Annotated in this window: 12 protein-coding genes; 6 read left to right on the forward strand and 6 right to left on the reverse strand. The window is 69.7% G+C overall.

The window, feature by feature from the left end; genetic code table 11:
• Positions 1 to 68: 68 nt before the first annotated feature.
• Together KXR53_RS30200 and KXR53_RS30205 are read right to left on the reverse strand one after the other, a co-directional pair.
• Positions 69 to 1,040 (reverse strand): DUF4436 family protein, encoded by a 972-nt coding sequence (locus tag KXR53_RS30200; RefSeq protein WP_437379270.1) that lies wholly within the window; start codon positions 1,038 to 1,040, stop codon positions 69 to 71.
• A 30-nt stretch (positions 1,041 to 1,070) separates the two neighbouring features.
• The gene (locus KXR53_RS30205) at positions 1,071 to 1,976 is read right to left on the reverse strand and encodes a LysR family transcriptional regulator (protein ID WP_437379272.1); all 906 of its coding nucleotides are present in this window, start codon (positions 1,974 to 1,976) and stop codon (positions 1,071 to 1,073) included.
• Positions 1,977 to 2,082: 106 nt separating this feature from the next.
• On the opposite strand from KXR53_RS30205, the gene KXR53_RS30210 reads away from it, so the two are divergent.
• The gene (locus tag KXR53_RS30210; protein WP_437379274.1) at positions 2,083 to 3,129 is read left to right on the forward strand and encodes an SDR family oxidoreductase; all 1,047 of its coding nucleotides are present in this window, start codon (positions 2,083 to 2,085) and stop codon (positions 3,127 to 3,129) included.
• 11 nt (positions 3,130 to 3,140) lie between these two features.
• Here KXR53_RS30210 and KXR53_RS30215 read toward each other — a convergent pair whose 3' ends face one another.
• Positions 3,141 to 3,884, reverse strand: a complete 744-nt coding sequence (locus tag KXR53_RS30215) for a tRNA-uridine aminocarboxypropyltransferase (RefSeq protein WP_437379276.1) — start codon at positions 3,882 to 3,884, stop codon at positions 3,141 to 3,143.
• A 292-nt stretch (positions 3,885 to 4,176) separates the two neighbouring features.
• Here KXR53_RS30215 and metG point away from each other — a divergent pair, with 292 nt between their 5' ends.
• Positions 4,177 to 5,916, forward strand: a complete 1,740-nt coding sequence (gene metG / locus KXR53_RS30220; RefSeq protein ID WP_437379278.1) for a methionine--tRNA ligase — start codon at positions 4,177 to 4,179, stop codon at positions 5,914 to 5,916.
• 38 nt (positions 5,917 to 5,954) lie between these two features.
• Here the strand turns inward: metG and KXR53_RS30225 are convergent, their stop codons facing one another.
• Positions 5,955 to 6,785, reverse strand: a complete 831-nt coding sequence (locus tag KXR53_RS30225) for a helix-turn-helix transcriptional regulator (RefSeq protein WP_437379280.1) — start codon at positions 6,783 to 6,785, stop codon at positions 5,955 to 5,957.
• Between KXR53_RS30225 and KXR53_RS30230 the strand changes: the two genes are divergently transcribed.
• Entirely contained in the window at positions 6,766 to 7,992 is a 1,227-nt protein-coding gene (locus tag KXR53_RS30230) for a hypothetical protein (protein ID WP_437379282.1), read from the forward strand. The genes KXR53_RS30225 and KXR53_RS30230 overlap by 20 nt on opposite strands.
• On the opposite strand, the gene corA is transcribed toward KXR53_RS30230, so the two are convergent.
• The gene (gene corA / locus KXR53_RS30235) at positions 7,914 to 8,885 is read right to left on the reverse strand and encodes a magnesium/cobalt transporter CorA (RefSeq protein WP_437379284.1); all 972 of its coding nucleotides are present in this window, start codon (positions 8,883 to 8,885) and stop codon (positions 7,914 to 7,916) included. The genes KXR53_RS30230 and corA overlap by 79 nt on opposite strands.
• A 192-nt stretch (positions 8,886 to 9,077) precedes the next feature.
• Here corA and KXR53_RS30240 point away from each other — a divergent pair, with 192 nt between their 5' ends.
• Both KXR53_RS30240 and KXR53_RS30245 read left to right on the forward strand, forming a co-directional pair.
• Positions 9,078 to 9,593, forward strand: coding sequence for a hypothetical protein (locus tag KXR53_RS30240; RefSeq protein ID WP_437379286.1), 516 nt, complete (start codon positions 9,078 to 9,080; stop codon positions 9,591 to 9,593).
• Positions 9,594 to 9,643: 50 nt separating this feature from the next.
• Positions 9,644 to 10,105 carry a hypothetical protein gene (locus tag KXR53_RS30245; protein ID WP_437379288.1) on the forward strand — a complete coding sequence of 154 codons (462 nt, stop codon included), beginning with the start codon at positions 9,644 to 9,646 and terminating at the stop codon, positions 10,103 to 10,105.
• A 14-nt stretch (positions 10,106 to 10,119) separates the two neighbouring features.
• On the opposite strand, the gene KXR53_RS30250 is transcribed toward KXR53_RS30245, so the two are convergent.
• Positions 10,120 to 10,509: a Rid family detoxifying hydrolase gene (locus tag KXR53_RS30250; protein WP_437379290.1), complete on the reverse strand. Its 390-nt coding sequence runs from the start codon at positions 10,507 to 10,509 to the stop codon at positions 10,120 to 10,122.
• Positions 10,510 to 10,816: 307 nt separating this feature from the next.
• Here KXR53_RS30250 and KXR53_RS30255 point away from each other — a divergent pair, with 307 nt between their 5' ends.
• A complete protein-coding gene (locus KXR53_RS30255) occupies positions 10,817 to 12,016 on the forward strand; it encodes an alpha/beta hydrolase family protein (RefSeq protein WP_437379292.1) in 1,200 nt (399 codons plus the stop codon).
• Positions 12,017 to 12,062 lie beyond the last annotated feature (46 nt).

A 12,062-nucleotide genomic window follows, 5' to 3' on the forward strand; every position in this document is an offset into this window, starting at 1 on the left:
CGCCGCCGTCCCGGTGCACGAGTTCGACGGCCGGTCGATGTGAGGAGCCTGCCGGGGGCGTGGCCGCTTCAGGGTCGGGGGCCGCGGCGCGCCCAGGCCGCGACGAACAGGCAGAGCGCGATGACGGCGCCGAGCTCGGCCCAGAAGAAGATGACGATGTCGGCGCGGACGCCCAGCGGCGGCTCGCCCGGCAGCGCGCTGCGCAGCGCGGGCAGCGCGAAGATCACGGCGCCGAGCGCGCCGGCGAGCGTGACCTCGATCCGTCGCATGCCGATGAAGACGAGGCTGCCGATGACCAGGGCGCAGAGCGCCATCACGACGATGGCGACGTAGATCGCAATGCCGAAGAACGCGACGGCTCCCGTGCGGCGGACCGCGAATTGAAGCTGCAGTTCATCGGCGTTCTGTGCCGCCGCCGGCTGCGCCTTCACGGTGTAGCCGAGGAGGCCTTCCCAGACCGTGACCCGGATCGGCAGCGGCGTCTCGGTGTCGTCCTGGCCTCGTTCGCTCACCGCCAGCGTCATGGCCGAGACATACCGGTCCAGCGGATAGTCGCGCACGCTTCCGTCCTCGAGATCGAATTCGAAGGTGACCTCGGGGAGGGGCTGGCCGGCCCCGATCTGCACATGCTCGATCTGCTTGCCGCGCCTGATCTTGATCAGGAAATCGTGATCTGCGGTCGCCGCCGCCGCACCGGCCAGAGAGGGATCAGGCGTCACGCTGATCCGCATCTGCAGGGAATCGTTGACCGGATCGACTTGAATCGGCTGCACATAGAGCCTGACCCGCGCATCGCCGGCCGGGGCGCCGAACTCGGCTTCGGCCGGCGCGCTCGACACATCGAACCGGGCCAGCATGAGGACATAGGCAATCGCGCATCCGGCCAGCAACACGGCCAGCACCAGAGCCCGGCGCAGCGGCGAAGCGGGCCGTGGCTGTGGAGCTTCACCTCCGGCTGCATCAGTTGCCGGTTTGTCGGAGACGTCCATGGCTTCGCACCGGGGTTTACGGATCATTTCAAGCCGGAGCCCGGACGGCAAGGTTTGATCGGCCCGGTTACGCCCGATGGCTTAGTCCCGGTCCAGCCCGGGGATGCCCGGCAGCTCGATCGACAGATGGTCGACGAAGGCGCGGACCCGGCGCGGCACGAAGCGGCCAGAAGGGTAGACCGCATGCACCTCCAGCGGGGCATAGGCGTAGCCGCGCATCACCCGCACCAGTTCGCCGCTGTCCAGCAGCGCCTGCACCAGCGGCAGCCGGGCGCCGCCGACGCCGATCCTGGCGCGGATCGCCTCGATCAGCACGAAGGCGTTGTTGGCCAGGAAGCGCGACCGCACCCGCACCTCCAGCGGCCCCTGCGGCCCGATCAGCGGCACCGCCTCGCCGGCCGCGACCCAGCTGAAGCGGACATGCGGGTGGCGCGCCAGCTCCTCCGGCGTCTCCGGGCTGCCATGGGCGGCGACGTAGTCCGGCGCGGCCACCAGGATCCGGCGCAGCGTCGCCAGGCGCCGCGCCACCAGGCCGGGCGAGGTCAGATCACCGAGGCGGATGGCGACGTCGACGCCCTCGCCGATCAGGTCGGCGTAGCGGTCGTCGGCGATCAGCTCGACCGCCAGGGCGGGATGGCGCTGCTGGAAGCCGATCAGGATCGACGCCAGATGCGCCTGGCCCAGCCCGGCCGGCGCATGCACCCGCAGGCTGCCGGTCAGCTCGCCCGGGGTCTCGGCCAGGCTGTCCTCGGCCTCCGCCACCGCCTCCAGGATGCGCCGCGCCTGGGCGTAATAGCGCTCGCCCGCCTCGGTCAGGGCCAGGCGGCGGGTGCTGCGGTTGAGCAGGCGGACGCCCAGCCGCCGCTCCAGCGCCGCCACCTGCTGGCTGACCGCCGGCTGGGTCAGGCCCAGATCCCGGGCCGCCGCCGACAGGCTGCCCAGCTCCGCCACCCGGACGAAGGTGGCCATGGCGGTGAACCGGTCCATGCGATCATCTCAAAGTTTCATTTATGGATGATAGTAGAGGCGCCCGGCTACTCAAGGAATCCGGAATGGATGATCTCTGGGCCGAGACATCGGCACGGAGAGAGCGATGGACCGGAAGGTGGCGCTGGTGGTCGGCGCGCAGGGCGTGATCGGCCGCAACCTGGTGCAGCATCTGGCGACCTTGGAGGACTGGGACGTCATCGGCCTGTCGCGGCGCGGCGGCGAGCCGGAGGGCCGGGTCCGGCACGTGGCGGTCGACCTGCTCGACCCTGCCGATGCGCGGGACAAGCTCGGGGGGCTGCGCGAGGTCACCCACATCTTCTACGCCGCCTTCCAGGACCGGCCGAGCTGGGCCGAGCTGGTGGCGCCGAACCTCGCCATGCTGGTCAACGCGGTGGAGGCGGCCGAAGCGCCCGGGTTGCGCCATGTCAGCCTGATGCAGGGCTACAAGGTCTATGGCGGCCATCTCGGCCCGTTCAAGACCCCGGCGCGCGAGGACGATCCCGGCCCGATGCCGCCGGAGTTCATGATCGACCAGCTGGCCTGGCTGCAGGCCCGGGCCGCGGAGCGGGGTTGGGGCTGGTCGGCGATCCGGCCGGCGGTGGTCGGCGGCGCGGCACTCGGCAACCCGATGAACCTCGCCGTCGCCATCGCCGTCTACGCCTCGATGGCGAAGGAGCTCGGCGTGCCGCTGCGCTTCCCGGGCAAGCCGGGCGCCTACGGCAAGCTGCTGCAGATGACCGATTCCGGTCTGCTGGCCCGGGCCACGCTCTGGGCCGCGACCGACCCGCACGCCGCCGGCCAGGCCTTCAACATCGCCAATGGCGACCTGTTCCGCTGGACCGACCTGTGGCCGCGCCTGGCCCGCTTCTTCGATCTCGAGGTGGCGCCGCCGCTGCCGATGCCGCTCGAAACGGTGATGGCGGACAAGGAGCCGCTGTGGCGCTCGATGATCGATCGGCACGGCCTGATGCCGACCCCGTATCGCGACGTCTCGTCCTGGCGCTTCGCCGACTTCGTCTTCGGCTTCGACTACGACATGTTCGGCGACACCACGAAGTCGCGCCTCTTCGGCTTCCACGACACGGTCGACACCGAGTCGATGTTCCTCGACATCTTCCGCGACCTGCGCCGGCGCCGGATCATTCCGTGACGGAGGCGGCCCTACCGCATCCGAGGCGGGCCGCGGCGCTGCGGGCGGCGCCCCGCCTGGCGACGATCGGGCCGGGGCCGGGCCGGCTGCGTGGCGCGGTAGCGGTCGAGCATGCGGGCGAAGCTGGCCAGGAGCGCCGTCTCGATCTCCGGCCGTCTCTCCAGCCGGCTCAGCAGGAAGGCCGCGGATTCCAGCGTCGACAGCGCCTCGCGCCGGGGCTCGCGCCGCAGCTTGCCGTACAGCGACGGGCGCTGCGGCTTCAGCGCGATGCGCCTTCCCTTCAGCATCCAGGGGTTGCGCCACCACAGCGTCTTGGCCTGGCTCCAGGTGCCGTCCAGCACCACCACGCCCTCGACCTCGGCCAGCGCCGCCTCCTGGTCGGGCAGGGCGGCGCCCTTCTTGTCCAGCACCACCAGCTCCCGCCCCGGCGGGAAGTCCTGCGGCCGCATCGAGCCGAGATACAGCACCGCCCAGCGCTTCGGGTCGGCCGGCCGGCCCAGAGCCGCGGCCAGGCTGGGCCAGGACAGGCCGATCTTGAACACGGCATCGGTCAGGTGCAGAGCCGTCAGCCGGGCCGTGCCCAGTTCCTTCGCCTGCTCCTGCGGGTGCTGCAGGATCAGGAGGCCGATCCGGTTCTCGATCGGCACGACCTCGTCGCAGACGCAGATCGACGCCGGCTTCAGGCAGCGCGTGCACTCCGCGTCCGGCGCCGCGGGCTCGGGCGCGATGTCGTCGGTGTCGAAGGGATCGGTCATGCCGGTGTTGAACCGCAGTCCCGGCGCCGAAGCAAGCCGGGATCGGCGCGGGCTTGCATCGAGCCGGCCGACGCCGGATCATGGGGCATCGCGTCAACCATCGGATGTCGCCCATGGTCCCCCTCCGCCGCGCCGCACGAATGCGCCGGCCCGTCCCGCAGGAGAGCTGCCGGAAGGGGTGACCCGCGCCTGAGCGCGTGTGCGAGCGTCGGACCCGCAACCCTCCCGGTCTCCCGCGGAGGGTTTTTCATGCCCGCGGTCCGGCGCCCACACACGAGACCAGGAAGCTCCGATGGCCAAGGTTCTGATCACCAGCGCGCTGCCTTACATCAATGGCGTCAAGCATCTCGGCAACCTCGCCGGGTCGCTGCTGCCGGCCGATATCCATGCCCGCTTCCGGCGTCAGATCGGCGACGAGGTGCTGTTCATCTGCGCCACCGACGAACACGGCACCCCGGCCGAGCTGGCGGCCGCCGAGGACGGGCTGGAGATCGCCGCCTATTGCGAGCGCCAACACGCGGCGCAGGCCGACATCTACCGCCGCTTCGCCCTGTCCTTCGACCATTTCGACCGGTCCTCCGGCCCCCGCAACCATGCCCTGACCCAGCACTTCTTCCGGCGCCTGGAGGCGCGCGGCCTGATCGCGGAGCGGGTGCTGGAGCAGATCTGGTCGCCGACGGATGGCCGCTTCCTGCCCGACCGCTACGTCATCGGCACCTGCCCGCATTGCGGCTACGGCCGCGCCCGCGGCGACCAGTGCGAGTCCTGCACCCGGACGCTCGACCCGACCGATCTGATCGCGCCGCGCTCCGCCCTCTCCGGCGCCACGGATCTCGAACGGCGGCCGAGCCGGCACCTGTTCCTGCGCCAGTCCGCCCTGGTCGGCGAGCTTGAGCGCTGGCTCGACAGCCGCCGCGGCTGGCCGCCGCTGGTCGCATCGATCGCCCGGAAATGGCTGGCCGAAGGGCTGCGCGACCGCTGCATCACCCGCGACCTCGCCTGGGGCGTGCCGGTGCCGGAGCCGGGCTATGAGGGCAAGGTGTTCTACGTCTGGTTCGACGCGCCGATCGCCTATATCGCCGCGACCCAGGGCTGGGCCGACCTCGATCCCGGCCGGCGGGACTGGCGGGCCTGGTGGTGGGGCGCGGGCGATGTCGAATATCTGCAGTTCCTGGGCAAGGACAACGTGCCGTTCCACGCCATCGGCTTCCCCTGCACGCTGCTCGGCTCCGGCGAGCCGTGGAAGACGGTCGACGTGATCAAGGGCGTGAACTGGCTGACCTATGATGGTGGCAAGTTCTCGACCAGCGAGGGCCGGGGCGTGTTCCTCGACCACGCACTCGACCTGGCGCCGGCCGATACCTGGCGCTGGTGGCTGGCCGCCAATGCCCCGGAAGGCGGCGACACCGACTTCGCCTTCGGCCGCTTCGCCGCCGAGGTCAACCACGACCTGGCCGACGGCTTCGGCAACCTGGTGCATCGGGTGCTGAGCTTCACCGCTGCGCGGTACGGTGGCGCCGTGCCGGAAGGCGGCGAGCCGGGGGAGGCGGAGCATCGCCTGGCGGCCGCGCTCGACCGGCACCTGGCCGATCTCCGGGCGCATCATCGCGGGCTCGCGCTGCGTCGCGCGGCGGCGGAGGTCCGGGCGATCTGGCGTCTGGCCAACGCCTATCTCGCGGAGCAGGCGCCCTGGACCGCGATCCATACCGATCCCGGCCGGGCCGCCGTCGTGTCGCGCACGGGGATCAACCTGATCCGGGTCGCGGCGGTCGTGGCCTGGGCTTTTATCCCCGGAGCTTCCGGCCGGGTGCTGCAGGCGCTGGGGACGGCCGACCCGGTGCCGGCTTGGCCGGAGCCCGGCCGGGCGGCGCTGCACCGCATCGCGGCCGGCCAAACGGTCTCGACCCCGCCGATCCTGTTCGGGAAATTCCCGCCCGGCTGGGCCGAGGCGCAGCGGCAGGCCTTTGCCGGGCATGGCGAGACCGCGGCCGACCGGGCGCTCGCGGCGGACTGGCTAATGCACATTCCCTAGCCTCCGGCAGGAGGCCGAGGTCGCGCCCGCACGATTGCCTAAAGCGCCTCGATCCCGTCCTCGGCTTCCGCCAGGAACGGCCGTGGATCAGCCAGCCGGAAGTTGGTCGCGAGCGGCCGGACCGACTTTATCCGGTCGATCCGGAAGAAGCGGATGGCGCCGCGCAGCCGGTCCCACGCCAAAAGGTACCACACCGGTACGTTCAGATAGAGAAACTGCGGCTCGACCTCGCGCGACGTCGCCGCCCCGTGTTGATCGACATAGTCGATGGCGATGCATCGCATGTTGAAGAACGCATCGGCGATGCCGGCGAGGGCTCCTCGCTGCGGCGGGGAGAACGAGGCGAGCACCTGCTCCGACGCCGGCGTGCCGACCAGAATCCGTTTCCGCAGCGACCGGATCTTCGGCTGGTAGCTTTCCGAAAAGGCGGCGACGACCTTGCGTTTGATCGGCGCGAGCTGCTGCAGAAGCAGCGGAGAATTCATCCGCTCGGCGATCGCGATGCTGAGCAGGAGATCGATCGCTTCCGCCGTGCTGAGATGAAGCCGGCCAAGCACCCAATTGCGTTGCAGCCGCAGGCCGCCGCCCCGCCCGCGATCGGATTCGATCGGGACGCCGCCGTCGCGCAGGATCTCGAGATCACGGTTGAGCGTACGAACGCTGACGCCGAGCTCGGCTGCGAGCTCCGCGGCCGTCATGTGCTCACGGGCCTTGAGAAGCGCCGTGAGCTCCTCCAGCCGGCGCAGCCTGGAGGAGGTATCCCGCCTGCCCATCAGACAAATATGCCGTTTTTTGTCGTATTTTGCCATATACCGGCTGCTGGCAGCGCCATTTGGATGGATGGCCGAAATGACGGATTTGTCGAGCATGACGGCGCCAAAACTCAAGGACTTCTTCGATGCGAGCCTCGTGCGAGCGCTCGCGTCCGAGATGTCGAGAGCCGACCCGGGCTTCGACGCCGCCGCGTTCATCGCACACGGGAGCGACGGGCTCGATCGTCTGGAGCTCAGCGCGCGGGCATGGCATCTGGCGGAAGGGCTGCAGAAGTCCCTGCCGCAGCCCTTCCCGCGGGCGGCCGACGTGCTCGTCGCTTCGCTCGGCCCGGAGATTCCGCCGACAGGCAATAACGGCCTCTCACCCCTGCGCTATATGCCGCATGTGTTCTTCGTGCAGAAATACGGGCTCGACGACTTCGAGGCGGCGATGCGGGCGCAGTACGAGCTCACCAAGCGGTTCTCCGCGGAATCGAGCATCCGCGCCTTCCTGGTGCGGTACCCGGACAGGACATATGCGCGCCTCCTCGAATGGGCGCGCGACGAAAACGCCCATGTGCGACGGCTCGTCTCGGAAGGAAGCCGGCCGCGGCTTCCATGGGCGCCGCGGCTTCGCGCGTTCCAGATCGACCCGCGCCCGGTCATCGTGCTGCTCGAGTTGCTCAAGGACGATCCCGAACGTTATGTCCAGCGCTCTGTTGCCAATAATCTGAACGACATCGGCAAGGATCATCCCGACCTCGCGGTCGAGCTGTGCCGCCAATGGCTCGCCGGCGCGTCGCCCGGGCGCGAGTGGATCGTGCGGCACGCGTTGCGCTCGCTCGTGAAGAAGGGCCATCGGGGGGCACTGCAGGCGCTCGGGGTCGACGGCAAGCCCGAGATCAGCGTCACGGGAGCCCGGCTCGCGCCACGACGCGTCGAAATCGGCGGCGCGCTTCGCTTCTCGTTTACGGTCACCAGCACCGCTGGAACCGTGCAGGATCTGCTCGTCGACTACGCCGTGCACTTCGTCAAGGCGAATGGCGAGACGCGGCCGAAAGTGTTCAAACTTCGCAGGATGGCCTTGCCGCCCGCAGCGCGGGTGGATCTCAGCAGCATCGTGTCCTTCGAAGACATGACGACCCGGCGCCATTATCCGGGCCGCCACCGGATCGACGTTCTGATCAATGGCGTTGCCTACCCGCTCGCCGAATTCGAGGTGCGGCGGAGCCCGCCGGGTTCGTCCTACAGCCAGCCCCAGCGCTTGAACCGCCAGTACAGGAAGCCGCAGAGGCCGGCGATCACGCCGAGCACGCCGAAATAGCCGTAGGCCATGTGCAGCTCCGGCATGTTGTCGAAGTTCATGCCGTAGATGCCGGCGATCGCCGTCGGCACCGCCAGGATCGCGGCCCAGGCGGCGAATTTCCGCTGCACCTGGTTCTGGCGCGAGGCTTCCAAGAGCAGGCCCGCCTCGAAGGTGTGGGTGACGATCTCGCGCAGCGCGTCGACATGGTCGCTGACCCGCTTCACATGGTCGGCGACGTCGCGGAAATAGGGATGCATTGCCTCGTCGATGCATCCCACCTCGGTATGCTCGAGTTGGCGGCACACCTCCGCCGTCGGGGTGACGGTGCGGCGGATCACCATCAGCTCGCGACGCAGCGCATGGATGCGCTCGATATCGGCGGCGGTCAGCGGCTCCTTCAGCACGCGCTGCTCCAGCGCCGTCACCTCGTTCTCGATCGCCTCAACCACCGGCGTGTAGTTGTCGACCACGAAGTCGAGGATCGAATACAGCACGAAATCCTCGCCGTGCTTCAGCAGCGAGGGGGTGGCCTCCGCCCGCTCCCGCACCTTGGCGTAGGAGGAGGAGGGGCCGTGCCGCACCGAGACGACATAGCCGGGTCCGATGAAGATGTGGGTCTCTCCGAACTCGGTCTCGTCCTTCACCCGATGCGCGGTGCGCAGCACCACGAACAGGGCGTCGCCATAGGTCTCCAGCTTCGGCCGCTGATGCGCCTTCAGCGCGTCCTCGATCGCCAGCGGGTGCAGCCCGAACTGCTGCGCCAGGTCGCGCAGCTCGGCTTCCTCCGGCTCGCGGATGCCGATCCAGACGAAATGGCCGGGCTTCTCCACCCAACGCCGGCCCTCCGACAGGGCGATCTCGGCGACGCGCTGTCCATTCGCATAGGCGGCGGCCGCAACCAGATGACCCAAGATCCCCTCCGTCCACCGACGAGGGCCGCACGATAGCACGGTGCCGGAGGACCGCCAGCCGGGCCGTGGCGGGCAACGCCCGAAATTGGTGGCGGTTGAGATTCTACATTGATCGACATTCGTAATAGGCTGATGTTACGGTGATTCTCAATTCGGCCCGATGGCTCGAAGACCGTGGCTCAAGACGGTGCGATGCCTGCCAGAACGTGCAGACTCCCGATTGCAATTCTCCTTCTGGTTTCGGCGGCGCCCCTTGCCGGCTGCGGCTCCCTGCTGCATGAGGGCACGGCGGATCTTGCCGGCATCGGCGGCGCGGCCGCAGCGACCGCCGTCACCGACAACGCCCTGGTCGCGACCGGCATCGGACTCGGCGTCCGTTCCGCCGCCAATGCCGGGCTGCAATATGGCGAGCGCAAGGTGCATCAGGCCGAGCAGGACCGGATCGCCGCCATCGCCGGCCCGCTGGCCATCGGCCAAGTGGCGCGGTGGGACATCGCGCATGACGTGCCGATCGAGGCCGACGCCCAGGGCGAGGTCACGGTCAGCCGGCTGATCGGCGCGCCGCCGCTTGCCTGCAAGGAGATCGTGTTCTCGGTCGAGGACGAGAAGGACCGTGCCTTCTATGTCGCCGTCATCTGCCAGAACGGCGAGACCTGGAAATGGGCCTCGGCCGAGCCGGCTACGGAGCGGTGGGGTTCGCTGCAGTGAGGGGGCGGCGGCGCCGTCTCCCGCGGCTCCTGTGCCTGCTGCCCGTCCTGATGCCGCTTGCCGGCTGCGGCATGGTGGCGGACGTCAGCGGCATCGCCACCGGCGGCACGGTCGGCGCCATCACCGCCAACCCGGTGGTCGGCTACAGCGTCGGCATGGGCACCCGGGCCGCAGTCGCCGCGGGGGTGAAGTCGGTGATGCGCGGCCTGCATCGGGACGAGCAGGACGTGATCGCCGGCGTCGCCGGCCGGATGCGGCCGGGCGAGACCCAGCTGTGGCGGGTCGAGCACGACCTGCCCTTCGGCTATGCCGACGAGAACGGCGCGGTGCAGGTCACCCGGCTGATCGAGACGCCGCTCGTGACCTGCAAGGAGATCCTGGTCACGGTTGAGGAAGGCGAGGGCACCAAGGCCACCCGCGGGATCACTGTCGGAACCATCTGCCGCCAGGGCGAGACCTGGAAGTGGTCCTCGGCCGAGCCGGCGGTGGAACGCTGGGGCTTCCTGCAGTAGCGCTGGACCGCCGGTCACTCCCGCGGCATCGCCGCGACCATCTCGATCTCGACCCGGGCGCCGAGCGGCAAGGCGGCGACGCCGATGGTCGAGCGGGCCGGGTAGGGCGGCCGGAAATGGCGCTCATAGACCGCGTTCATGGCGGCGAAGTCGTCCATATCGGTCAGAAACACATTGACCTTCACCACCGCGTCGAAATTCAGGTCCGCCGCCTCCAGCACATGCCTCAGATTGGCCAGGCACCGTTCGGTCTGAGCGGCAACATCGCCCTCGATCAGGCGGCCGGTGGCGGGATCGATCGGGGTCTGGCCGGAGAGGAAGAGCAGATCGCTGCGCCCGACCACGCCGTGCGAATAGGGGCCGATGGCCTGCGCCTGCGCACTCGTCACAGCCCTGCGTGCCATCGCACCCCCATCTCGCCCCCTCAGGCGTAAGCCGCGCCACGCGGCGCAGGGCGATGATGCCGCGACCGTACGGTGGTTGGAAGACGGTTTTGCGATACCGGCAAGATTTCACGGCCCCGGACCGGCTGCGATCCCGCTTGTCGGCCGGCTGCCCCGTCCATAAGACTTCCCCCCTGTGCTCTCCCTGGCGGCAGCCGCCGTGGGCGGGCGTTGATGCGGATATTTGGGGGCAACAATCGGGCGGGGCGCCGACAGCCGGGATGAAACCCGCGCGAGCGATCCCGATCGGAGCGGGGAGAGTCACATCATGCACAGAATGCCGGCCGTTCCGGCCGTGAAGCTGCGTGCCGGGACGTCGCGTGGCGCCGCCTGGCGCAGCGGGCTGATCGCCCTGGCCGGGCTGCTGCTGGCCGCCTGCCAGACCAGCGGCCCCCAGATGGCGGCGATCGGCGGCAGCAATCAGCAGCTTCCGGGCCTGATCCGGGCGCCGCTGTCGCTCGAGGTGACGATGCCGGACGGCGCTCATGAGACGCTCGAGGCATTCGTCACGCGGCCGAGCGCGCCCGGACGCTACCCGGTCGCGCTGATCACCCACGGCACGTCAAAGGGGGCCTACAACCGCACGCTGACGCCGAACCGGTATGCGGCCACCGCCATCACCTTCGCGCGCCGCGGCTATGCCGCCGTCATGGTCCTGCGGAGGGGCTACGGCCACTCGACCGGGCGCGACGAGATCGCCGGCGTCAGCTGCGACAATCCCGACCATCAGCGCGCGGGGGAGGTTGCCCGCACCGATCTGCTGGCGGCGCTGGAGGCAGTGCGCCGCCAGCCCTGGGCGTCGCCGGACAAGGCGGTCCTGCTTGGTTCCTCGACCGGCGGCTGGGCCGTCCTGGCCGCCGCCGCGGTGAACCCGCCCGGCGTGCAGGCCGTGCTCGACTTCGCCGGCGGGCGCGGTGCCTCCTGGCCGCAGGTCTGCGGCAAGAAGAGCCTGATGGAAGCCGCGGCCGCCTTCGGGCAGACCGCGCGGACGCCGGTGCTGTGGATCTATGCCGAGAACGACAAGGAGTTCCCGCCGGTGCTCGCCCGGGAGATGTTCTCGCACTACCAGGCCACCGGCGGCGCCGGGGAGCTGTTCATCACCGCCGCAAACGGGGGCAACGGCCATTTCATCATGACGTCGGCGCCGACACTGTGGTGGCCGCGGGTCGGCGAGTTCCTCACTGCCCACGGGCTGCCGTCTGAGGAGGTGATCAAGCCCCAGACGGCCGAGAGGATGCCGGCACCGGCATCTTTGTCGGACAGGGGCGAGCGGAGCTTCAAACGCTATCTCGCCAGCCAGAGCTATGAGAAGGCCTTCGCGTCCGACGGCGAGAAAAGCTGGGGCTGGGGCGGCGGCTACCGGACGCAGCAGGAGGCGGCGCAGGCCGCGCTATCCCTCTGCCGGCTCAGTTCTTCGCATTGCATTCTCTATGCCGTCGGCGACCGGATCGTTCTGCCGGAGCCCTGATGTCCCTGGATCAGCCGGCGCGGCGCCCCTCCGTAAGGAAGGGCGC

The organism is Inquilinus limosus (assembly GCF_051487185.1).
GTDB classification, from domain to species: domain Bacteria; phylum Pseudomonadota; class Alphaproteobacteria; order DSM-16000; family Inquilinaceae; genus Inquilinus; species Inquilinus limosus_F.

Bases quoted from the DNA above. Each gene is read 5' to 3' on its own strand.
- KXR53_RS30205 (WP_437379272.1), bottom strand. From the start codon at position 1,976: ATGGACCGGTTCACCGCCATGGCCACCTTCGTCCGGGTGGCGGAGCTG.
- KXR53_RS30210 (WP_437379274.1), top strand. From the start codon at position 2,083: ATGGACCGGAAGGTGGCGCTGGTGGTCGGCGCGCAGGGCGTGATCGGC.
- KXR53_RS30215 (WP_437379276.1), bottom strand. From the start codon at position 3,884: ATGACCGATCCCTTCGACACCGACGACATCGCGCCCGAGCCCGCGGCG.
- metG (WP_437379278.1), top strand. From the start codon at position 4,177: ATGGCCAAGGTTCTGATCACCAGCGCGCTGCCTTACATCAATGGCGTC.
- KXR53_RS30230 (WP_437379282.1), top strand. From the start codon at position 6,766: ATGACGGATTTGTCGAGCATGACGGCGCCAAAACTCAAGGACTTCTTC.
- KXR53_RS30225 (WP_437379280.1), bottom strand. From the start codon at position 6,785: ATGCTCGACAAATCCGTCATTTCGGCCATCCATCCAAATGGCGCTGCC.
- KXR53_RS30240 (WP_437379286.1), top strand. From the start codon at position 9,078: ATGCCTGCCAGAACGTGCAGACTCCCGATTGCAATTCTCCTTCTGGTT.
- KXR53_RS30245 (WP_437379288.1), top strand. From the start codon at position 9,644: ATGCCGCTTGCCGGCTGCGGCATGGTGGCGGACGTCAGCGGCATCGCC.
- KXR53_RS30250 (WP_437379290.1), bottom strand. From the start codon at position 10,509: ATGGCACGCAGGGCTGTGACGAGTGCGCAGGCGCAGGCCATCGGCCCC.
- KXR53_RS30255 (WP_437379292.1), top strand. From the start codon at position 10,817: ATGCACAGAATGCCGGCCGTTCCGGCCGTGAAGCTGCGTGCCGGGACG.